General features: G+C 35.6%; 24 protein-coding genes. 4 read left to right on the top strand and 20 right to left on the bottom strand.

The annotated features are described in order from the left end of the window. Positions 1-47: 47 nt before the first annotated feature. From AC4GZ8_RS02265 to AC4GZ8_RS02235, 7 genes are all read right to left on the bottom strand, one after another. Positions 48-545 carry a GNAT family N-acetyltransferase gene (locus tag AC4GZ8_RS02265; RefSeq protein ID WP_491080173.1) on the bottom strand — a complete coding sequence of 166 codons (498 nt, stop codon included), beginning with the start codon at positions 543-545 and terminating at the stop codon, positions 48-50. A gap of 111 nt (positions 546-656) precedes the next feature. Next, positions 657-1,196 carry a GNAT family N-acetyltransferase gene (locus AC4GZ8_RS02260; RefSeq protein ID WP_491080172.1) on the bottom strand — a complete coding sequence of 180 codons (540 nt, stop codon included), beginning with the start codon at positions 1,194-1,196 and terminating at the stop codon, positions 657-659. Between the two features lie 116 nt (positions 1,197-1,312). Continuing rightward, positions 1,313-1,924, bottom strand: a complete 612-nt coding sequence (locus tag AC4GZ8_RS02255) for an FMN-binding negative transcriptional regulator (RefSeq protein ID WP_491080171.1) — start codon at positions 1,922-1,924, stop codon at positions 1,313-1,315. A gap of 23 nt (positions 1,925-1,947) precedes the next feature. Next, a complete protein-coding gene (gene paiA, locus AC4GZ8_RS02250) occupies positions 1,948-2,466 on the bottom strand; it encodes a spermidine/spermine N(1)-acetyltransferase (protein WP_491080411.1) in 519 nt (172 codons plus the stop codon). Between the two features lie 27 nt (positions 2,467-2,493). Beyond that, on the bottom strand, positions 2,494-2,946 hold the full coding sequence (locus AC4GZ8_RS02245; protein WP_491080170.1) for a MarR family winged helix-turn-helix transcriptional regulator: 453 nt from the start codon (positions 2,944-2,946) through the stop codon (positions 2,494-2,496). 250 nt (positions 2,947-3,196) lie between these two features. Beyond that, positions 3,197-3,952, bottom strand: coding sequence for a class I SAM-dependent methyltransferase (locus AC4GZ8_RS02240; RefSeq protein ID WP_491080169.1), 756 nt, complete (start codon positions 3,950-3,952; stop codon positions 3,197-3,199). Positions 3,953-4,313: 361 nt separating this feature from the next. After that, positions 4,314-4,652: a DUF3231 family protein gene (locus AC4GZ8_RS02235; protein ID WP_491080168.1), complete on the bottom strand. Its 339-nt coding sequence runs from the start codon at positions 4,650-4,652 to the stop codon at positions 4,314-4,316. A 350-nt stretch (positions 4,653-5,002) separates the two neighbouring features. Here AC4GZ8_RS02235 and AC4GZ8_RS02230 point away from each other — a divergent pair, with 350 nt between their 5' ends. After that, entirely contained in the window at positions 5,003-7,363 is a 2,361-nt protein-coding gene (locus tag AC4GZ8_RS02230) for a glycoside hydrolase family 3 protein (protein ID WP_491080167.1), read from the top strand. Positions 7,364-7,550: 187 nt separating this feature from the next. Here the strand turns inward: AC4GZ8_RS02230 and AC4GZ8_RS02225 are convergent, their stop codons facing one another. The 8 genes from AC4GZ8_RS02225 to AC4GZ8_RS02190 all read right to left on the bottom strand — a co-directional run bounded on the left by AC4GZ8_RS02225 (position 7,551) and on the right by AC4GZ8_RS02190 (position 16,111). After that, on the bottom strand, positions 7,551-8,315 hold the full coding sequence (locus tag AC4GZ8_RS02225; RefSeq protein ID WP_491080166.1) for a response regulator transcription factor: 765 nt from the start codon (positions 8,313-8,315) through the stop codon (positions 7,551-7,553). A 13-nt stretch (positions 8,316-8,328) separates the two neighbouring features. Beyond that, on the bottom strand, positions 8,329-10,158 hold the full coding sequence (locus AC4GZ8_RS02220; RefSeq protein ID WP_491080165.1) for a sensor histidine kinase: 1,830 nt from the start codon (positions 10,156-10,158) through the stop codon (positions 8,329-8,331). 223 nt (positions 10,159-10,381) lie between these two features. Then, positions 10,382-11,419, bottom strand: a complete 1,038-nt coding sequence (locus AC4GZ8_RS02215; RefSeq protein WP_491080164.1) for a TRAP transporter substrate-binding protein — start codon at positions 11,417-11,419, stop codon at positions 10,382-10,384. Positions 11,420-11,595: 176 nt separating this feature from the next. Next, a complete protein-coding gene (locus tag AC4GZ8_RS02210) occupies positions 11,596-12,891 on the bottom strand; it encodes a TRAP transporter large permease (RefSeq protein WP_491080163.1) in 1,296 nt (431 codons plus the stop codon). A gap of 4 nt (positions 12,892-12,895) precedes the next feature. Then, positions 12,896-13,393, bottom strand: coding sequence for a TRAP transporter small permease (locus AC4GZ8_RS02205; RefSeq protein WP_491080162.1), 498 nt, complete (start codon positions 13,391-13,393; stop codon positions 12,896-12,898). Between the two features lie 467 nt (positions 13,394-13,860). Beyond that, positions 13,861-15,036, bottom strand: coding sequence for an MFS transporter (locus tag AC4GZ8_RS02200; protein ID WP_491080161.1), 1,176 nt, complete (start codon positions 15,034-15,036; stop codon positions 13,861-13,863). A gap of 80 nt (positions 15,037-15,116) precedes the next feature. Then, on the bottom strand, positions 15,117-15,317 hold the full coding sequence (locus tag AC4GZ8_RS02195) for an SDR family NAD(P)-dependent oxidoreductase (RefSeq protein WP_491080410.1): 201 nt from the start codon (positions 15,315-15,317) through the stop codon (positions 15,117-15,119). 65 nt (positions 15,318-15,382) lie between these two features. Next, complete coding sequence (locus AC4GZ8_RS02190) at positions 15,383-16,111, bottom strand: SDR family oxidoreductase (protein WP_491080160.1); 729 nt, start codon at positions 16,109-16,111, stop codon at positions 15,383-15,385. A gap of 156 nt (positions 16,112-16,267) precedes the next feature. On the opposite strand from AC4GZ8_RS02190, the gene AC4GZ8_RS02185 reads away from it, so the two are divergent. Further along, on the top strand, positions 16,268-17,164 hold the full coding sequence (locus AC4GZ8_RS02185; protein WP_491080159.1) for a LysR family transcriptional regulator: 897 nt from the start codon (positions 16,268-16,270) through the stop codon (positions 17,162-17,164). A 140-nt stretch (positions 17,165-17,304) separates the two neighbouring features. Further along, on the top strand, positions 17,305-17,463 hold the full coding sequence (locus AC4GZ8_RS02180; protein WP_491080158.1) for a hypothetical protein: 159 nt from the start codon (positions 17,305-17,307) through the stop codon (positions 17,461-17,463). Between the two features lie 35 nt (positions 17,464-17,498). On the opposite strand, the gene AC4GZ8_RS02175 is transcribed toward AC4GZ8_RS02180, so the two are convergent. The 5 genes from AC4GZ8_RS02175 to AC4GZ8_RS02155 form a co-directional block, all read right to left on the bottom strand. Beyond that, complete coding sequence (locus AC4GZ8_RS02175; RefSeq protein ID WP_491080157.1) at positions 17,499-17,888, bottom strand: cupredoxin domain-containing protein; 390 nt, start codon at positions 17,886-17,888, stop codon at positions 17,499-17,501. 254 nt (positions 17,889-18,142) lie between these two features. Then, entirely contained in the window at positions 18,143-18,622 is a 480-nt protein-coding gene (locus AC4GZ8_RS02170; protein ID WP_491080156.1) for an SRPBCC family protein, read from the bottom strand. A 134-nt stretch (positions 18,623-18,756) separates the two neighbouring features. Next, complete coding sequence (locus AC4GZ8_RS02165) at positions 18,757-19,410, bottom strand: YdeI/OmpD-associated family protein (RefSeq protein WP_491080155.1); 654 nt, start codon at positions 19,408-19,410, stop codon at positions 18,757-18,759. Between the two features lie 86 nt (positions 19,411-19,496). Continuing rightward, a complete protein-coding gene (locus AC4GZ8_RS02160) occupies positions 19,497-20,204 on the bottom strand; it encodes a DNA alkylation repair protein (protein WP_491080154.1) in 708 nt (235 codons plus the stop codon). Between the two features lie 190 nt (positions 20,205-20,394). Next, positions 20,395-21,291 (bottom strand): DMT family transporter, encoded by an 897-nt coding sequence (locus tag AC4GZ8_RS02155; protein WP_491080153.1) that lies wholly within the window; start codon positions 21,289-21,291, stop codon positions 20,395-20,397. 164 nt (positions 21,292-21,455) lie between these two features. On the opposite strand from AC4GZ8_RS02155, the gene AC4GZ8_RS02150 reads away from it, so the two are divergent. Next, on the top strand, positions 21,456-22,832 hold the full coding sequence (locus AC4GZ8_RS02150; RefSeq protein WP_491080152.1) for an aminotransferase-like domain-containing protein: 1,377 nt from the start codon (positions 21,456-21,458) through the stop codon (positions 22,830-22,832). Positions 22,833-22,885: the final 53 nt, after the last annotated feature.

Genomic DNA, 22,885 nt, shown 5'->3' with positions numbered 1-22,885 from the left:
AATAATATTTGACAAACTATTAGCTGGTTTAGATGAACAGATATTTTTTATAATAGTTTAGACATATAGTACTCATCTACAAATTCGCCGTCAATGTAAAGCGAATGTCTTTTTGTTCCTTCAATATCAAATCCCATTTTATTATATAACCGCAATCCAGCTTCATTACGAGTTACAACAGATAATTCTAATCGATGGACACCATGTTCACTTGCCCACTCCTCTAATTGTTTAAATAGCTTTGTTCCTATACCAAGCATTCTATACTGAGTTAAGATACCAATTACAAGATATACAGAATGTTTATTTCTATTGGCATTGCCACCCATAGCCATTAAGTACCCGATTAATTCTTCATTTTCTTCAGCAACAAAAATAGTCGAATTACCCTCTTTTTTCATAGCTTCTATTCTTTTTTCTTGTTGTGCAGCATCAATACTTCTTTCACCTGATTCAAAAAGCATATATTGGGATTCACTTTCAACTTGCTTAATTAAACTCACTAAGCTTTCAGCATCATTAGCTTTTATTTCTCTGATTACCATTAGAACCCCCCCATCCAATCTATATCCATAATGATCCAATATCATTATTATTGAACTAACCAGCCCGGTAAATGAAAAAGTAAAGTGTTACTTGGTTTTTATATAAACGATTTAATCATGTGGATTTATAATAGCTAACACTTGATGATCTTCCCATTTTCCATTAATTTTCACATTTTTTATAGCTAATCCTTCTTTATGAAATCCAGATTTCTCCAAGACTCGTATTGAACCTATATTATGAGGCATTACACCAGCTTCAATTCTATGTAAATTTAGCTGTTTAAAAGCATAATCAACAATTAATTTTACAGCCTCAGTTCCGAATCCCATACCGTTATAGTTTTTATCAACAAAATATCCGATAAAAGCGCTTTGAAGAGAACCTCGTATAACTTGAAATAGACTAATTATACCAATCAGTTTATTCGTATTTTTATGGAAAATACCAAACTGATACTCTATATCATTTTCAATGTCATTTTCCCACTTTTTTATTAAACGCTGTTGGTGCTCAAGTGAATAAAATGAAGTTGGACGAACCATTGCGAACTTTTCAAAAAACTCTTTATTTCTTATCTGAAGCTGAAGCAAATCTTCAGCCTCAGATAAACGAAAAGGCTTTAAAAATAGATTTTCAGATAAAAGCATAACATCACTCCTTAAGCATTATCATATCGATTATTTCAGCTTAAATAGCCGTTTTTTCATTCAAGTCTTACAGTTGTAGCCTAAAATAATTTATTCTCTCTTTATTTAAATCACTTTTATTTATGTAGATTCTTCTTCATTAGATTTGCTACTTGTATATTATCTTGATGAAAAGTGTTCTTTAGATGTTTAATAATTAATTCTTGACGTTCAACAGGATGATTTTGACTTAATTTAGCTTTTGCTTCAATTTTTGTGATGTTTATTCTGAACGCTACAATTCCTTTACTCATTCCTTCTATAAAACTAGCTTCAACATCATTTAAATTGTATGGACTATCAGGGGTTTCATATTTATTTACTAAGTCATTTAAAGATTCAAATATTAACTTGCGATCTTCAATAATCTCCATCTTTCCATATAAATGAATAGACACATAATTCCAAGTAGGTACTGCTTTTGTTGTTTCGTACCAAGTAGGGGAAATATAACAGTGTGGACCTTGGAAAACCGCAAGGACTTGTTGGTTTTCAGCATCCTTCCATTGTTCGTTCGGACGTGCAAAATGACCATATAAAGTTTTTTCAGATTTATTTAACATCAAGGGAAGGTGAGTAGCGTAAGGCTCTCCTTTATGCTGAGAAAATAAGGTTGCAAATCCATATTTTTCAATAAAATCATACATTACTTCTTCATCATCAATTTTAAAATGTTTAGGTATATACATCATAATCCACCTTTTCAAAAAAGTTATAGGAGTGATTTTGTCATGATAAAGTCCGTTTGTTCTTCATCACCCATATTAAAAGAATGGGCTCCTGTTTGAACAAACCCCATTTTTTTATAAAAAGCAATAGCATGTTCATTTTTTTCCCATACACCTAGCCAGATTTTCTTTTTATTACGTTCTACCGCAATTTCCATCGCTTTATTTAACAGATATTTGCCAAGTCCACGTTTTTGAAATTTGCTTCTTATATAAATCCTTTCGATTTCAAGTGCATCATCACCCATTTTTTCAGATTGAGCATCATTGGTATTGACCTTTAAATACCCGGCAACTTGATTATGAAAATAAATAAAAAAGAATTGTGAAGAAATATTGGATAATTCTTTTTCTAGTTGTTTTAAGCTAAATGCCCTTTCCAAATAGGCATTCATATTTTCGGGTGAATTCTGATGCTTAAATGTCTCATTAAAAGTTTCATAACTAATTTCTTGAAGTCGGTGTGAATCTTCAAGGGTACACTTTTTTATCTTTATGGTCATTAACATATGTCGCTCCTTTATATATCATCAATAATTTCTCTTGTTGCCCTTTTTTACAAATTCCCAGTCCTTCTCTATATTTTTCCTCACTCTTTGAAGAAGTGTGAATATGGTTTCTTCTTCCCTTTCGGAAAATCCTTTTAATGCAACGATATTGGAATATTCATTTTCTCTTTTTATATACGGATAAACATCTTTCCCTTTCAATGTAGCAAAGAGTTTTTTGATTTTCTTGTTATGTTTATCCTCTTTCTTTTCAATAAAGCCATTCATTTCAAGTTTTTTTATAGCACGTGCTGCTGTTGTTCGATCTACCTTTATCATTTCAGCCAACTTTTCTTGTATGATTCCCGGGTTTTCACATATTCGCACCAGGTACAAATATTGTCCTTTTGTAAGGTCATATTCTTTGAATTCGATATTACTTATAGAATCTAATGCCCTGGCAATCATTCCAATTTCACGAAGAATTTCCTTCATAATGAGCTCCTTAGTTCATGTTTTTATTGCAAATGTAATAAAAATACCATATGTTAAACTTAACCTAAATTTGTTGTATTTACAACAAAAAATAATGATGAAGAAGTCGGGAAAAGTAAAAAATGTTTTTATGTATTAGGTACTTTTTTATTAACTCTTGTTTCTTTGCTTTATTATCCTGAACCTTTAGCTCAATAAGAAAAAGGCCGCCTGAGCAACCTAATCTTTAACTCTTGCAACCATTATATTCTTACTTCTTAATTGCTCTTGTAGCATAAAACGTTGGAATATTGAATTCATGCAGATTACCTGAACCGTTTGTATCCTGATATATATCTGTAAGTACGAAACCTGCCTGTAATTGTCCCCCAATTTGTTCTTCAATGGTGTGTGAAAATTGGATTCCCCAGTCATTTTTTATTGATTCCTCATAAAGTTTCTTATCCTTCAAAGGGTTAAATGGCAGTTTATAGGTTACAGTTGTTTCTTCATCATTAAAAATATAATTAAAACCATTATCTAATCCTGCCAATAGGATTCCTCCTTTTTTCAACACCCTGTAACATTCTTTCCAAATAGGAAGAACATCCTCAACATAACAATTGGAAACAGGATGAAAAATCAAGTCGAATGATTCATTCTCAAAAGGCAATGTTTTTGTCATATCTGCTCTGATTGTTTTTATCTCATAATTTTCTCTTTTCGCTACCTCTTTTTCACTTAGCAATTGTTTTTCTGAATAATCTAATACTGTACACCTTGCACCTAAGGCAGAAAATATAGGCATTTGTTGACCGCCTCCAGAAGCTAAGCCTAGTATTTCGGCATTCCTCAATTCACAAAACCATTCCTTCGGTACAGGTTTGGTAGGTGATAATAGCACAAACCACTCATTCTTCTTGGCTTTTTCAAAAATTTCGTGACTAATTGGTTGCCCCCATTCCCATCCTTCCTCAACCCACTTGTCGAAAGTTTTGGAATTTATATCTGTATAATTTTTTTCCATATTTACCTCTCCCTCATTTCAAAAAATAAACATTCCATTAAAACGCTTTCAAATCCACCTTTACTCATCCCTACGTAATCTCTAAATCTACCACCTCATCTGTATTTTGTATTTATAACATAACACAAAAAATGGTAGCTGAGTTTTAGCAATTTTATCGGTAAACCACTTTCTGTTAATCGTCTACCATTAGCTGTATTTACAATGTGGCTTTCGGAACTAAACGCAAAAAAAGATTGCCGAAGCAATCTTATTAAACCCTGACTCAAGCATTCCGTTCTGATTAGTCATTGCCGAACCTGAAAAGCTATCCTCCATAATATTATGTTCTTTTGGATTCCTTCACTAACCTTTTGTCCCCTTAATTACTATCTGCTGCACTAGGTGGTTCTTCAAACCAGCCTCTCTCGATCATAATTTGCGCTGCCTGATGAACAAAATTTGAATTTTCCATCAACGAATTCGCATAATAAAGTCCAATGTCACGTCTTCCATTTACGGCTGCAGCATTACCAAAGGTTCTAATTTTTATTGTAAACATATCGATCTTATGAAATAGCATTAATTTATCAGAAAAAGGAGAAAAAGTGGATGATGTTATTAAATCGTCAAGATAAGATGGTGAAGGTAATCCTTCATTATGTAGCTTTCTTATCGTTTTCTTAACAGCCATCTTCCCTGGAATAATTATTGGTCTCATTTTGTATGTTGAAAAAATCCAGATATTCTTAAAAAAGTGCTACTAATTCTTTAAAAGATACAGCAAATTATACTTTACAATAAGTTAGTAAGCGCTTCCATGATTAAGGAGGGGATAGTAGAAAATACTTAAGATCTTCAATTCCATGCTGTAAATACTCCTTTATAAAAAAAGATACCTTCATGTATTTCTTACTCTACTGAAAAAATAACTAACTAAAGTTGCGCTTACACGGATTGATCTCTTAAGGAAGCACTACCTATTTACTGTAAATTAAGGTAATAAAAACATTACCTGAAATTTAACAGACAAATCACATGATTTTTAAAATGATATAAGGAGGGTAAAACATGAATAAAGGTTTTAAAAGAGTCATAAGTGTTGCGTCCATAGCAGCCTTTGTACTTGGAATGCAAAGTCCGGTTTTTGGAAGCAGTGCTAATCTTAATCATAACGGTAAAGGTGCCGGACTATCAAAAGATAACGGACGAAAATGGTCTGTTGTTGAATCAGGTGAAATAAATTATGTTGCTAATAGGGACGGCCCGACTTTAGGTTATTCAGGGAACTCTGGAGTAGATTATATTATTCGGAATGGATACGCATTTAAGGATCTAAACAAAAATAATAAATTAGACGATTATGAAGATTGGCGGCTATCTGTTAAAGAGCGAGCTGAAGATTTAGCCTCTAAAATGTCAGTAGAAGAAATTTCCGGTTTAATGCTGTACAGCTCGCATCAAAGGATTGATTCCGCTGAATTAACTGAAGCTCAGAGAAGTTATATTGTTAATGATAATCTTCGTCATGTATTGTTTACAAGTGTTGCAAGTCCAGAGACTGCTGCACAATGGAACAATAATGCTCAAGCCTTGGCTGAAGGATTGGGGTTAGGTATTCCATTAAATAACAGTTCAGATCCACGCCACGGTTCAGATTCTAGTGCAGAGTATAATGCTGGAGCTGGTGGAGATATTTCGATGTGGCCAGAGTCCATTGGATTAGCTGCTACCTTTGATCCTGAGATTATTGAGGAATTTGGTGAAATTGCTTCAAATGAGTATCGTGCACTTGGAATTTCAACCGCACTTTCCCCACAAATTGATATTGCCACTGATCCCCGTTGGTACCGGTTCCCGGGTACATTTGGGGAAGATCCGAACCTCTCAGCAGACATGGCTCGAGCCTATGCTGATGGATTCCAAACATCTAGCGGAGAAGATGAAATCGCTAATGCTTGGGGTTACACAAGTGTCAATACAATGGCCAAACACTGGCCTGGCGGCGGATCTGGTGAAGCTGGCCGTGACGCGCATTATCCATTTGGAAAATACGCCGTTTATCCAGGGAACAACTTTGATGAACATCTTATTCCATTTTTAAAAGGTGCATTTGACTTAAAAGGTGGTACCGGTTCAGTTTCCGCAATCATGCCTTACTATACAATTTCATGGAATCAAGATACTAAATATGGAGAAAACGTTGGAAATTCATATAGTAAATATATGATCAATGATCTTCTAAGAAATAAATATGGTTATGATGGAGTCATTACGACAGACTGGGGAATCACTGAGGATATTGGTTATGAAATTGATGATATGGAGAAATTCGGTTACGGAACCTCATGGGGTGTTGAACATCTTACCGTTCCAGAACGATTCTATAAAGTTATTATGAACGGTGTGGACCAATTTGGCGGTGTTGATGAATCTGATGATATTATAGCCGCTTATCAAATGGGTGTTGAGGAGCATGGAGAAGAATTTATGCGCAATCGTTTTGAGGAATCAGCAGTTCGATTGTTAAAAAACGTTTTCCAAGTAGGTTTATTCGAAAACCCTTATCTTGATGTCGAAGAGACAGCTGAGACAGTTGGTCATGCGGAATTTATGGAAGCAGGTTTTGAAGCACAGCTCAAGTCGATTATTATGCTAAAGAACAAAGATCATGTGTTACCACTGCAAGCAAAAAATAATAAAAAGTTAACAGCTTATGTACCTGAACGCTGGTACCCTCCTGTGAAAGCTCGCTTTGGTGGAGGAGTTACACCGGGTTATTATGAAGTTCCATTTAATCTTGATGTTGTAAAAAAATATTTTAATGTAACAAATGATCCTAATGCAGCGGACTTTGCATTAATTGGAATCAAAAGTCCAGATGGCGGACTTGGTTATTCTGTTGAAGATCGCAATAATGGTGGAAATGGTTATTTACCAATCACCTTACAATACGGTCAATATACAGCTGAATATGCTAGAGAGGTAAGTATAGCTGGCGGACATCCAACAGAAGATTTCACAAATAGATCCTACAAAGGCAAAACAGTAACAGCTGCAAATACAAAAGATCTGGATCTTGTACTTGAAACAAAAGAGAAAATGGGTGACAAGCCTGTCATTGTTTCAATCAACATGAGTACTCCGTCAGTACTTGCTGAATTTGAAAGTAAAGTCGATGGAATTCTAGTAAACTTTGGTGTCCAGGACCAAGCTATACTTGATATCGTTTCAGGTAACGTTGAACCTTCAGGGCTTCTGCCGTTCCAAATGCCAGCTAACATGCAGACTGTAGAAGAGCAATATGAAGATGTTCCACATGATATGGAGGTACACGTTGATACAGAAGGAAATGCTTATGACTTCACTTTTGGCTTAAACTGGGATGGAGTAATTAACGATTCTCGAGTAGAAAAATATCGTCCGGAATAATTAATATGAGTCAGACACTTATAATAGAACATTTCCATTATGAGTGTCTGATTTAACATTATCGTAGTAAACACTATTTAAAAGTTCAGTAAAAAGAATTTTTAACTTGGAAAACAATACTTGTTCACTTTGCCAACGTGTACCCGGCTCACTACCTGCAACTATTAAGGGGTTATTGTAATTAAATTTATGTAATTCTTTTATGTAACCTCCGATATTCTGAGGGGGTTGTTCCACATATGCGTTTAAATGTATTGCTAAAGTAAGCGATATCATTATATTCTAAGCGATCTGCTATTTCAGATACTCGTAATGAGGTTTTGATGAGCAGCTTTTGAGCCTCTTCCATCCTTACCTTCATAACATAGTCCATAAATTTCATCTTCATTTGTTCTTTAAATAATGAGCTTAAATAGCTTGAATTTAAGTGTACGGCGGATGCTGTTTCTTGGAGGGTTACCTCACCTGGCATTTTCTCGTGTATAAAAGTGATCACTTTTTCGATGGTTGAACGTTCTTCATAGGGAATCATTTGACAATTTTCTTGCTGCTGTTCTTTTTTCTCCTGCAGCTTTTTGAAAATGCGTTCCTCTTTAATCTTAGTTAAAATGGCGGACACATCTTCAATAAGTACCGGCTTAAGTAAATAGTCTCTAACACCTAATTTTACTGCTTGTTGTGCATATTGAAATTCATCATGCCCGCTTACAATAATAATATCTGTATTAAACTGTTGTTCATGAATAGTTTGAGCCAATTGCAAGCCATCCATAATTGGCATACAAATATCTGTAATAATAACATCAGCATGATTCTGCTTTAAAAAATCTATGACTTCCAAACCATGTGAGGCTTCATAAGATACCTTAAATGGCAGTTCTATCCGTTCAATGATTTTTTTAAGTGAGGATCTTACCCATCTTTCATCATCTGCTATCAGAATTGAATACATTACATCGCCTCCTTTACTCCCATTCTTTTTCCATCGGCAACCTGATAGAAACTTTTGTTCCTTTCTTGCATTCACTTTCAATCCATAGCCCATATTCAGATCCAAATAAATGTTCAATCCTTCTATGCACGTTTACCACTCCTATTTGGGAACCGCCTTTTGTTATATCTTTAAATTGTAGATCGTGATGGATCATTTGCAAAACAGCTTCATCCATACCTGGTCCATTATCCTCTACCTCAAGAATAATAGAGTCGGTTGTTTCTTTTAACGCCCTTACTTGAATAATAGTTTGATTGAACGTCAGGGCTACACCGTGATGAATACAATTTTCAATGATTGGCTGAAGGGAGAATTTTGGTATTTTTTGCTTTAGAGCCCAATCAGGAAGATCAATTGAAAAATCTAGCCGATCTTCAAATCGGTATTTTTGAATTTGAAGATAAAGTTTACAAACTTCAAGCTCGTCTTTTACTGTGATCAATTGAGATGATTCCTTAAGGTTATAACGCAATAATCTCGATAAGGCAGCACTCATTGACGCGATATCGTCCATATCCTTTTCTAGTGCCATTCCACGAATTGTTTCTAATGAGTTATATAAAAAATGAGGATTCAATTGAGATTGTAATACATGTAATTCCATTTCCTTTTGCCGTAAATTCATTTCGGTTTCTTTTAGTTTTGTATCATAAATTTCATCCAAAAGTTGCTTTAACTGGATCACCATACGGTTAAAGCCTTGATAAAGCATCCCTATTTCATCTTTCGAAACAACTTCGATTTGCTCATCAAAATCACCTGTTTCGACCTTCCTCATGAATTTCTGAAGTCGTTTAATTGGGCGAATGATACTAGAAGCAAAGGTAATCCCTATTAAATAAGTAATGATCAGTGCAATGATTGTAACCCAAAAAATTGACTTCCGAATGATCTGACTGCCTTGTGTCAGTTCATTGTATGGGACTAGAGTAAGCATTGTCCATCCAAGATTACTTGAGTAACTATACGTCAAAAGCTCCCTCTTCTTATTGTCTAATATGAAGGATCCATGAGACTGATTTTCTAATATGGATTCTAACGAATTAAATTTGGCTTTCTGACCTAATTCGTGTATATCAGGATGATATACATAATGACCTTGTGAGTCCAAAATGCTCATATAACCTGTCTTTCCCATCGTTACCATCTCAGTAATTTCACTAATCCGATTAAAATTAATATCTGTTATAATCATCCCAACTGGTTTTAGCGTCCGAGGACTTATTAGTCTTTTCACAATTGATATTACCGGTTCATCCCGTCCTTGATATTTAATAAAACGGCTAATAATAATTGATTCTCCATTTTGTGGTACATCTTTATACCAATATTCATGTTTTACATTATCAGCCGGCAAATATTCCTTTACTCCAGCTGTATCAATCACTTGAAGATCATCTAATATAACTGTAATTCCTGTGACATCACGACGTGAATAAGCTGCATTATACAGGACTTGTTGAACCTTGCTTCGAATTCCACTTTCCTCTATTTCATCTCTAGTTGTCATCATTAAAAAGTGGTTCATGTCAGGGTGATTGGTTATTCTTAGCATAGAAATTTCAAAATCTAAAAAATAATACTCTAAATTTTTTTTCACCTGCTCAATAATTTGCCAGCTATATTGCTTTGCCTCTTCCTCCAATACATCAGAAGATTGGTGGTATGCTACAACCCCAACTGCAATCATGGGAATAACTACGAGATGGGCTGAATAAACGAGCATTTTTATCGTTAAAGAAGAATCTCTTAATAATAAATAGTGCAACAGAGTTTTTACTCGTTTAACTAAAGTTTTCACATTTTCCACCTCATATCCCAAAATACAATGAAACTTAATTTGTTAAATAATAAAGGAAGAGACAAGATTTCGCCCCTTCCTCTACTCTATTAGATTAACAAAATTCTTTTCCATATAATATGTTTTTAGCTCTATGTTATTCACATCTATGGATAGAGTGAAAGGTAAAGTTTTAGGAAGGTCTATAAAATTTCATTCCAAGAGATTGGAAACATCACCTTTTTTATCTGGCAGCATCAATAGCATCTAATACGTCCTTGTATTCTGTACGGTATTTTTCAATTACAGGTTCCACTGCTTTTTGGAAAGGCTTAATATCTTCTATTTCCGTTATCGTTGATCCTGCTTCTCTTACTTTTTCTTCTGATTCCTTTTCATATTTATTCCATTCTTCTATTTGATACTGAACTGTTTCTTTTGCTGCTTCCTCAATGATTTCTTGGTCCTCTTTATCTAATTTATTCCAAGTAGTGGTACTTACTAATAACACCTCTGGCACTCGTTGGTGTTTATCAACAAAATAATATGGTGCTACTTCATAGTGTTTAGAAGAATAGTAGCTTGGATAATTGTTTTCAGCTCCATCAATTACTCCAGTTTGAATGGCACTGTAAACTTCTCCATACGCCATCGGTGTTGCGTTGATCCCTAATGCATCCATGATTTCAACATTTACTTCATTTTGAATAACACGTATTTTTTTCCCTTTTAAATCTGAAAGACTTTTTACTTCATCCTTCGTATAAAAGCTGCGGGAACCTGGATCCATATAGGCTAATCCTTTCATTTTTGAGGCTTCTAAACTAGTTAATAGTGACTGTCCATTTTCTCCATTTAAATAGTTCCACATATGCTCCTGGCTATCAAAGATGTATGGCAAACTGAAAACACCGAAATCCTTGTTAAAGCCACCCAAAATTCCAGAACTTACACGTGTAAAATCAATTGCACCCAGTTGTACCTGTTCAACGACCGCTTTCTCCTCACCTAATTGGGCAGATGGAAATACATCAATTTGAATTCGACCATCCGATTTTTCCTTCACAAGTTCTGCAAATCTTTTATCCCCCAACGTCGTTGGATAGTCTGGTGCATGTGTTTCTGCTAGCCGAAATGTATAAGTTGGTTTTTTCCCAGCTTTGTCATCGGTACCCGCATTGCTTGTAGTTGCTTGCTGTTCGCCACCGCTACAGGCTGTTGCAATACCAGCAAGTAAAAAGACAGATAATAAACCACCTAAAAACTTTGGACTTTTTTTCACGTTGATCTCCCCTTGTTATAGTTAATTTATAACTCTATGCAGTACTTAGTATAATTGAAAGCGCTTTAATTTTGAATGTTGTATTTTTTATGAAAATTTGTAATATCTTTAGCTTTGTATCAAAAGTCCTTCAATGTTCACTAAGCTTTATGATAAGAAACTAGATCACTATAAAACTACTGACTTAATTGATTTGGTAACCATAACACGATTTCTGGTACATACGTAAGTAAGAGTAAAACTGCTATCATCACTAGATAGAATGGGACTAATGCTTTACTTGTCTTCCAAACAGATGTCTTTCCGATCGCACAACCAACAAATAACACGGTTCCAACAGGTGGAGTGATCAGGCCAATGCCAAGATTTAAAATCATGATAATCCCAAAATGAACGGGATCAACACCGAGTGATGTTACAACTGGAAATAAAATTGGGGTCATGATCAAAATCAATGGAGCCATATCCATAGGTGCCCCGAGAATTAACAATAAAATATTGAGCATAAGTAAAATAAGAATAGGATTATCGGTAAATCCTAAAAATGAATCTGCTACCATTCCAGGGATTTGCAAATACGACACAACCCATCCAAATGCACCTGAAGCAGCAATTAGAAAGAGTACCATTGAAACGGTACGGAATGTTTTCTTTAAGACAATAACCGTATGAGATAATGGTATATCTTTATAGACAAAGAAAGTGATAATAAAGGCGTAAACACAAGCAATTGCTCCTGCTTCTGTCGCTGTAAACCAGCCGCTGAAAATTCCCCCAAGGATAATAACACCCATCATAACGGAAAGCAATCCTTCTTTAATCACTCTTGGCACTTCTTTTAATTGGATTGGTTCACCCTTTGGATATTTCCGTTTTTTTGCAATTACATAACTTGTTGTCATTAATGCTGCCAATAAAATAAGGCATGGGATAATACCAGCTAGAAACAAGGAGGATACAGACACCCCGCCTGCTGCTACAGCATATAAAATCATATTATAGCTTGGAGGCATGACAACCCCTTGAATGGCTGCAGATGTTGTTAATCCTACTGTGAATTCCGGATTATACCCGCGTTTTTTCATCGCTGGAATTAAAACAGATCCGACAGAAGAGGCATCTGCTGCAGCTGAACCTGATATATTTCCAAAAAACATGCATGCTATACAAGTAACTAACCCTAATCCCCCGCGAACAGCCCCGACGCATAATTGAGCTAAGTTAATCAGTCTCGTAGCCAAACCCCCTTCACTCATAATCGCTCCTGCTAGAATAAAAAAGGGAATTGCCATTAATGTGTAAGAATCTAAACTATTAATCATCCTTTGCCCGACAACAACCCAAGGAACATCTAAATACATAATGGTAAGTAATGATGAACCCGCTATCGTCAATGCGATCGGAAAACGTAAAAGCAACATGATGATAAAACTAGCAGCTAATATGATCGTAGCAATTGTCGTCATTGTCATGTTTTTAGTGTTCCTCCTCTAAACTCTGATGTCTTCTTGTATCGATTCCAATTATTGATAAAAAACTGTAAATACATATCATGATACCTGTAATCGGCATGACGATATAATAAAGGCTATTTGTCCATCCGGTTGCCGGAAGTGTGGTGTGCAGCTGTTCTAATGTAAAATTCCATCCACTTATGATTAAATAAATTCCAAATCCAAAAATGGCAATATCTATTACGATATTCCATATTTTATTAAACTTCTCACCAAACACATTTGTTAGGGCATCCATTGCAATATGGAACTTTTCTCTAAAACCAATTGCAATTCCCATAAACGCAAACCAAACCATTAGAAGCAATGTTATTTCTTCGGACCAAAAGAAAACAAAATTAAATAGTTTCCTAGTGACCACTTGTAGTGTCACAATAAACGTCATAAGTGCAAGTGCAACTAAACAAATCCATTCAAAAATAGAATCAAGTGAAACGGCAAGCTTTTTGAGTTTTTTCACTTTTCACATCCCCCCTGTCTCTAATATTGTAAGGGTTTTCAAAATTATTTTTAATGCCATACTTTTTAGGTTTATTTGCAATATTTTTAGGTTTCTTCCATTATTAATATATTAGTCTTAATGGACACCCTATATTTAATGAATGCACCTGCTCCCTTAATAAAAGGCAGTTTTCGCAAACTTTGTTGCTTTGTAATAAGTGTTAGAAAAGGTTGATTGGAGCTCCAGGATGCTCGCTTTCCGTGGGGAGGACGGTGAGCTTCCTCGGCCCAAGCGCCTGTGGGATCTCATCTGTCCCTCTACTTCCACAGGCGTCTCGCACCTTCCGCTCCAATCAACTTAATAAGTTTTTTATAAAGAACTTATTAAAAACAACAATCCTTTTAGAAAATAGCATAATAAAAATCTGCCATTATGACAGCGTTGCTCTACTATTAATTTAAGTATCCAATTAGTTGCGTTTTTTCTTAACTAGCAAGTTGATTTGTTTTAGGACTATCTTTATAGTTTCTTAGTAAAATAAATATCATACCTAGTAGTAACGATAAAATTCCCACTAATACAACGTATTGTGTACCCATTTGTGATATAAATAACCCGCCTGCAAATGCACCCGCTGTTGTTCCTACGTTACAAGCTGAAATAAATAATCCATTTGCAAAATCAGGCGCTTCGGGGGCTGAAGATGAAATTAAATATTGATTAATATTAGCCATAATTCCTCCAGCCAATATTCCCCATAGGAAAGTGATCATTACCATAGGCACAGCAAACGCTCCAGTTAAGAATAAAAGGATGTAAACTACACTCAATAACAAAGGAAAAGATAGGATGGACTTAATAGGACTATTAGTGAGTACCTTTCCTGCAACGATGTTTCCAATAATATTAGCTCCACCGAAAACGAATAAAGTTAAACTTATGAAATTCGAAGACATATTTGTAACTGTTTCCAGATATTCAGCTATATAACTATACACCCCGAATACAGAGGCATTTAATAAAATGACAGCTACTATAGAAACCCATACAATGGATTTTTTTAATACAGCAAGTTGTTCACCGTAAGATTGTCTTTCTTCAACAGGCATAGATGGTACAAAAATCAATGTAGCACCCAATACAACTGCATTAACTATAGCGAAGAATGCCATCGCCATTTCATACGAAATAACACTATCAATAAAACTTGCAATTGGGACCCCGGCTACCATACCGGCAGATACCCCTATGAATACTTTTGAAACAGCTTTTGGAGCTTCTTCAGGTTTTACTGAGGAAGCGGCTACAGTAAATGCCATGGAACAATAAACCGGATGGAAAAGAGCTAACGCGATACGAATTATTAATAGAAGGGTAAAGTTAGTTACAAATACGGATGCGATGTTTCCCACAACGAAAACACCTAATACAAGTAACATGACCTTCTTTCGATTGATCCCGGAAAACAATAACGGCATCGTTGGTCCAGATATAGCAATAGCAAGAGCAAAAAGACTCACCGTCAATCCTGCTTTTGATATGCTGACATCAAAGTGATCAGCAATGGAAGGCAATAATCCAATAACCCCCATCTCCGTATTTAAGATGCCGAAAACCCCCACTGTTAATATAAAAATCAACAACTTATTTTGTTTAGCCAAATAAAAACAACTCCTATCTTCAAAAAAATGTGCCCTTAAATAGAGATTGCCCCAAAAATCAATGGGGCAATTTATTTAATTCAAACATTTCCTGCAGCTTTGACGGCTGCCTCTGTATCAGCCAGGCTGGTGACGTCTATTTTTAAGACCAGCAGGTTTTCGTCATCACCAAGAACGTTGGTTATTTTTTCGGTATTACGACCAGTGGCGAAGACTTTGTAACCTGCGGCAAGAGCAGCTTTTGCGACATCTACGCCCATTCTACTTCCAGCACCTGTGATAAACCAAACTTTCTATTTGTGAGTCATAAATTTCCTCCTATTGATGGTAACAACCATTAGTCAACTTATTTGACTGGAACTAAGAGAATTTCACTTACATTAACCGTATGAGGTGTGCTAATGGCATACGCAACGGCATCAGCTACATCACCTGATTGTAAACCAACCTCACGTTGAAGATTTTCTATACATTCACGTCTTTCAGGGTCACTAATGGTTAGATGAAGTTCAGTGTCTACCGTTCCCGGAGAAATTAGTGTGCTGCGAATATTGTTTTTTCTTTCCTCTTGGCGCAATGTTTCCATAATGGCACGAACAGCAAACTTTGTTCCACTATAAACAGCACCTTGTTGAAAAACTACATGTCCTGCTTCGGAGGCGGTTGTCACAATATGACCGGATTGTTGTGTTTGCATGATAGGTAACACCGCAGCTATTCCATTTAAAACACCCATGATATTGATGTCTAACATTTGACGCCATTCTTCCACGCGCAAATCTGAAAGAAGTGATTGCGGCATGATTCCAGCGTTATTGAAGAGTACATCTACCCGACCATATTTTTCGACTGCCAAATCAACTACTGCTTGAACATCATCATTATTCGTAACATCTGCAACAGCGTATGAAATATCAGCGTTTGGCAATGTTTCAACAAGAGCTTTTAAACGATCTTCTCGACGAGCTGCAATGACTAATTTTGCTCCTTCTTCTGCCAATTTTTTGGTGGTTGCCTCTCCAATTCCACTTGATGCACCCATAATGACAACAACTTTATGTTGAATAGTAGACATATCACATAACATCCTTTCCTGCTGTTGTTTTTACCCTTTGTTATTTATTCTAGCTGTGTCTTCCCTATATGCCAATTACTTATATCTTATATCCAGATATGCTTGATGGGCATTTCTGAAACATATATACTAGTACAATATAGAGGAGGAGTGAATATGGAAATTAGAGTTTTGCGATATTTTCTTGCTGTTGCAAGAGAAGGAAGCATTACGGGTGCTGCAGATTTTTTGCATGTTACACAGCCAACCTTGTCTAGACAATTAAAAGACCTTGAACAGGAATTAGGAAAAAAACTATTTATTCGCAGTAGTCACAGTATCATTCTCACTGATGAAGGAATACTCCTTCGGAAGAGAGCAGAAGAAATCATTGATATGGTTGATAAATTAGAGGCAGAATTTAGTTCAATGGAAGAAACAATAAGTGGTGATGTTTACATAGGCGGTGGGGAAACTGACACCATGAAACAGGTTGCACGTGTAGTAAAGGATTTACAGTTGAGCTACCCAAATATACGGTATCATCTTTACAGCGGAAACGAAGACGATGTGACTGAACGGCTTGACAAGGGATTACTTGACTTTGGTGTTTTAATTCAACCAGCTGATTTATCAAAATACAACTATATCAATATTCCTGCCAAAGATGTTTGGGGCGTTGTTATGAGGAAAGACAGTCCTCTTGCATTAAAAGATACTATTCAAGCAGTGGATTTATTAAATGTTCCGCTAATCTGTTCACGACAAGCGATGAAAAAGACATATTCTAAAAATGAATTTGCAGATTGGTTTGGTGAAGATTTCGATAAATTAAACGTCGTGACTACATACAATCTTGCATATAATGCAGCCATTATGGTTGAAGAAGGCATTGGATATGCAATAACCCTTGATAAAATCGTGAATACCTCTAGTGATAGTAATCTTTGTTTTAAACCGCTAGAGCCAAGACTTGAATCTGGCTTAAATATTGTTTGGAAAAAGCATCAGGTTTTTTCCGTTGCATCTGAAATGTTTTTAAAAGAAATTCAGGCGAAATTTTCAAATTCTTAATTAAATGTAGTATAAGCAAATTATCTTACCTTCCCCACTGCACACTCCTTTATTGTTTGTCTTTCATTCAATCCTCGGGATATACTCAGTGGTTATGTGAATAATAAGATTGTTAAACAATAAATCAAGGGAGGACTTGTATGCAACAGAACCAACAAGCTAAAATGAATTTAGGTTCTACCATGAAATCAGAATTATCCGGAACTGATGCACAAAAAGTAAAACAAGAAATTAAAAAAGATGTTAGCCAAGGACAAGGTGCTATGACTTCCCGAGAGGCAGGAGCAATGCGAGAATAAACGTGCAAAAAGCAGGCCCGAAAAGGCCCTGCTTTTTATTTGACTATTACTTTCCCAACCATTCCTTCCTGTAAATGGTATCGGCATATCAATTCATATGTACCGGGCTTTTTCGGGTTCACGGTTATGGTTTTTTCTTTTCCAGGCTGGACTTCAGTATCAATATTGAGAGGTCCCACAGTGAAGGTGTGCTCTTTCTTACCTTCGTTTTTTAATATCAACTTTGTCGTTTTTCCATTCTGAATAGTAATAACCTTAGGATCAAAGTAGTCATCGTTCAACTTAACCTCGATCGTTTTCACTGTCTCTATAGGCTGTGTGGCGACGCCGGATTTAGCATATACTTCAAGTGAACCTTGAGTTATCATAACGAAAATCACCCCAAACATAACGAGCAATCTTGTTAACCGTATTTTCAAAGACATTCGGAATCCCTCCTTTCCTATGACAATATTTTCTTCCAATTCATAAAATATTATCAATAAAAAGTGGGTTTCAAACGTGCTTAAAATAGGAACTCTCCTATATGAAACTGTGACAAAGAAAAAAGATCGACTCCAATGACGATCTTCTGAGAATTCATTCTTATAAATTAAAAGTGTCCTTTAAAAGTAAATGAGCACTGCCCTTTTATTCAAGGATAGCTCCTCATTTGTTCAATATGGAATTGTCTAGTTACTTAATTCTTTAACAGAAACACATATTTTTGATGCCATTTCTCCCAATTAGCTTTAGGAAATTCAGAATGATAATGCCCGTTTAATAAATCAGTCAATACATCAAGGCAAACATGCCATCCAGCCAAATCTTTTGGGGTATGATCATTTATTGTATTGATATATTCTTTTAAAACTAATAAACAGCCTTCTGGTTTAGGATGTAATTCAAAACGTACCCACCCGTCACCCCATTCGTAATCAAGAACTTCATTTTCTTTAAAATCTCTAATCTTAATGTCAAAGGAATTCCCTGTTCCATCATTCATATTAAATCTAATCGTACCACCATTCCTAAGGTCTACTACTTGAAGATTAGGCATCCACTTACCTAACTTATCATTGTGAGTGAGAGTAGCCCATACATTTTCTACGGAATGTTTAAGTGGGCGATCGAAACGAGCAATGTGACCATCTTCAACTTTTTCTATTAAAGCTAACATGATTGATCCTCCCATTAAGTGAGTTTACTTATACTCTAGCTAATCCTTTTTTGTTTTTAAATTATGGTTACCTGCGATCTTAAAAGAAGATCCGCGTTGTGTGGAAATATCTTACCATTTGTTTTATTGATTTTTTATCGAATAGACTTGTGCGAGCCATCACAGTTAGGCATTCTTTTGGATAGTCCACAAGTGCAATCGTTTAATCCTTTTCCATTGAGAATTTTTTGCCTATATTTTTCAATCCTAGACTCTCGAGTGGCTGATTTTTTGGCATTAGAAAAATAATAAATGTATTCTCTTTGTCGTCCCGGTGTCAAACCTTCAAAAGCAGCTTTCAAGTCAGGGAGTTCATCGAATTTATTTTCAAGTTCTTCTGGAATTGTGAATTCTGTCTTCTTTTTAACATTCACTTCCAAACCGGCTTTTTCAACCTCAATGGCTTCATAAATATAGTCTTTCAAAATGGTTTCCATTTCAATTATTTCTTGAAGATTGGTGAACCTAATCTGGCGTGCTGACTGTACATTCTTTGTTTGTTGGATTAAAATTCCATGGGGATCCTTTAACAATGCTCCCTTGTGAAACAGAAGCGCACAATATTCTTTAAATCCGTGTATTAAAACGATATTTTTTTTCTGATACGTATAACAAGGATGCATCCACTTAAAGTCTTCGGTCAGCTCACAGTCAAGAACAATATTTCTTAACCTCTCAAATTCTTCCTTCCACTTAGTGGCTGCACTTAAAAATTCATCAACCTTTGGATTCATTCTACTATTTATCATCAAGGACCACCCCTCATCAATTTTTAGAAACTTCAACAAAAAGAGCATCAACCCTATTTAGATCGAACCCGATGCCAAACTATCTATTAACATCTTACATATTTGCGTTTGAAACCAAGCCTCCCTCTATCAAGATCTTTTTGAATACTATCGTAAGCATTTAGGAGACTGCTTTTTTTCTTATCCCGTTTGACTTCTACTATACCTACTTCCTTTGCAGTCTCAATTGCTTTTTCATGTAGAGGCAAATATGAAATCCCCACGGTGTATAGAAAATTATTCATTGCTGATTTCGTTCGTTCTGGTGAATCATGAATCGTATTTTTTACAATATCAAGCATATTGGAAATCTTGCTTTCGGAAAATTCATTGTCCTTGCGGTTCCCTAAGAGCCAGCAGTAACAACTCCAGCCCGCTGACATTCTCAACTCTTTACCACTTGCTATCCATTTATCAGCAACGTCTTGTGCAATGTCTGATTCTGATAAAGTTACTGCCACTACATAATCGGACAACATATAAAAATATGCTTCATCGATCCAGCGATCATAATCCGACTCAGTCATAGCTTTTGGGTCTGCAATAATGCCTGCAAAATACATTGCATCATAGTTACCTGTGGCATAAAGCTCTTCAGCTAAAGGTTGATTTATTTTTATTTTCTTTGCGATTGGTTTCATAGCCCCTGTAGCCACTCCAAAAAGCGGCTCGTGCGCACCATTGGATATGTACATTTTTTTCGTTCGTTCCTTACCAAGGGCTTCAAGCTCCTGCATAACTGTTTTGAAATCCATTGTTTTGCACTTCCAATCTTTAATATAAATATCCATTAAATTGAATACAACTAGTTTATATTCTTTATCAAGTCTTTCATACTCCCAATTTTACCATTAATTCTATTAAGTATCCTGCTTGTTTCATCTTCTTAGACTAACTCACCCTTTATTTTAACAAGATTTGATATGGTACTTCTAAAAAAGGATGTTATTTTGCGGTCTTTTGAACAGTTCCTTCTTTTGATACGGGAGCATTTTTGCCAAATATTACAGAAAAGACAACAATCGCTGCGATTACAATTGTGAACAATGTAATGGATTCATTAAGAAATACTGTGGCAAATAGAATCATTAAAAATGGTTGAAAGTATTGAATCTGGCTAACTCTTGCTATTCCACCCATAGCCATTCCACTATACCAAGCCACATATGCTAGAAATTGACTAACAACCGAGAGATAAATAAGACTTATCCAAGCATGTATAGGGGCATGGAGCATTTCAATTGTAAGGTTTAGCCCAACTGGAATGATGAAAAATGGAGCACCGATCATAATGGCCCATGCAATCACTTGCCAACTGCCTAATTCCTTCGATAATTTCCCGCCCTCTGCGTAACTTAGTCCTAATATAAGCGCTGCTGCTAGTAAAGCTAAATCGGCATATTGTAATTGACCGAAACCGAGATGAAGGGCATATACAATAACAGCTAAAGAGCCGATTATACTAGAAATCCAGAATTTCAGAGAAGGGATTTCACCTGCTCTAAACATGGCAAATCCGGCTGTTGCTAGCGGTAATAGTGCTAATTCCACAGCTCCATGAGAAACAGGCACGTACCCCATTGCCCAAGAAGTCAGGAGAGGAAATCCTAAAACTGCACCAAAAGCAACAATAAGTAAACTTTTGAATTGCTGACGCGAAGGTACTTTTTCTTTTCGGACAATCAAGACCAAAGCTACTAAAATAGCAGCAACAACTGTTCTTCCTAAACCGACGATCGTAGCTCCAAAATACTCTACTGCAATACTTGTTGAAGGGAGCGTTAAGCTAAAACAAATCACACCTACTAACCCCAATAGCAATCCACATTTTTCTCTCTGCATCTTATCTACCCCTATCTTTTTATTTCGTGTAATATCTAAAACCATTTTCAATTTTTATCCAATAACAGTTCTGATATAATTATCATCATAATGGGTACACACAGAAAAAATAAATCACTTTTATCCCCATCTGTCCTGGTACAGTTAAAGGAAAGGGGCAAGATATGAGTTCAAAATATAATAAGATAATCGAAGAAATGAAGGTTCAATTAGCAGATGGATCACTCGTAGCAGGCAGTAAACTCCCTTCTGTTCGTCAGTTATCTGAGCAATTTTCATGCAGCAAAAATACAGTCATTAAAGCATATGCCGAACTTGAAAAAGAGCATTTTATTTATTCTGTTCCTAAAAGCGGCTACTATGTGGTGAATGAATTCCAACAGGCAACGAAAGAACATGAAGCAATTGATTTTTATTCTGCTGGTCCAGATAAAAACGTGATGCCTTATCTTGAATTTCAACATTGCATAAATCAAGCGATTGAACACTATAAAGAAGAGCTCTTTACATACTCTGATCAGCAAGGGCTATACTCATTACGAGTACAGATAGTGAAATATTTGCAGAATTTACAGGTTTTCACTCAACCTGAACGAGTATTCGTTGTATCTGGCTCACAGCAAGCCCTTAATTTACTCGTTTCGATGCCATTTCCAAATGGAAAAAATAATATTCTCATTGAACAACCTACTTATTTCGGATTTATTGAATCTATTCATCTGCACCAAGCTACTACATTTGGAATTGAGTTATCAATGGAAGGGATTGATCTTGATCGTCTGGAATACATGTTTCGAAATAATGATATTAAATTTTTCTATATGATTCCGAGGTTTCACAATCCTCTTGGACACTCTTACACGAATAGTGAAAAGAAAAAAATCGTTGAGTTAGCGGAGAAATACGATGTATATATTGTAGAAGATGATTTTTTAGGAGACCTTGATCCAAATGCAAAATCAGATCCTTTGTTTTCTTTTGATCCTTCTGGGAGAGTGATTTATCTTAAAAGCTTTTCAAAAATTTTTCTCCCAGGCTTAAGGATTGCTTCTGTCGTACTTCCTACAATCATGATTAACAATTTTTTACGATATAAATTCAGCTCGGATTTTAATAGTTCAGCACTATCTCAAGGTGCACTAGAAATCTATTTAAAAAGTGGGATGTTTCATAGTCATCTTAAAAGAATTAAAGGGTTATACAGCCGTAAAATGCAAATTCTTCAAGAAGCCTGTGAATTATTTTTGCCTGCAAATACCCATTTTACTAAACCGACTTCAGGATTCTATCTTTCCATCAGATTGCCTGAGAATATAACAGCAAAACAGGTCGTTCATAAGTTAAACGAACAGAATATATATGTTGACAATGCCTCTAGAATGTTTTTACCAGAATATAAAAAGGAAAACCTTATTCGATTAAGCATCTCTCAAGTGAATGAGAATCAAATAAAACCTGGGATAGAGAGATTAGCTCACTGTATTACTTTAATTGAAAGTAGAAAAAAACATATAACTCCAATTACCTTTTTACACTTTTAATTTGTTACAAAAAAAGAGGATATCAGCTCATAATTTGAACAAATATCCTCTAG

Source organism: Metabacillus sp. RB-C-LZQ-3-1 (assembly GCF_058315175.1).
The sequence above is the reverse complement of the archived record's forward strand: the minus strand, read 5'-3'. Positions and strand labels throughout refer to the sequence as shown.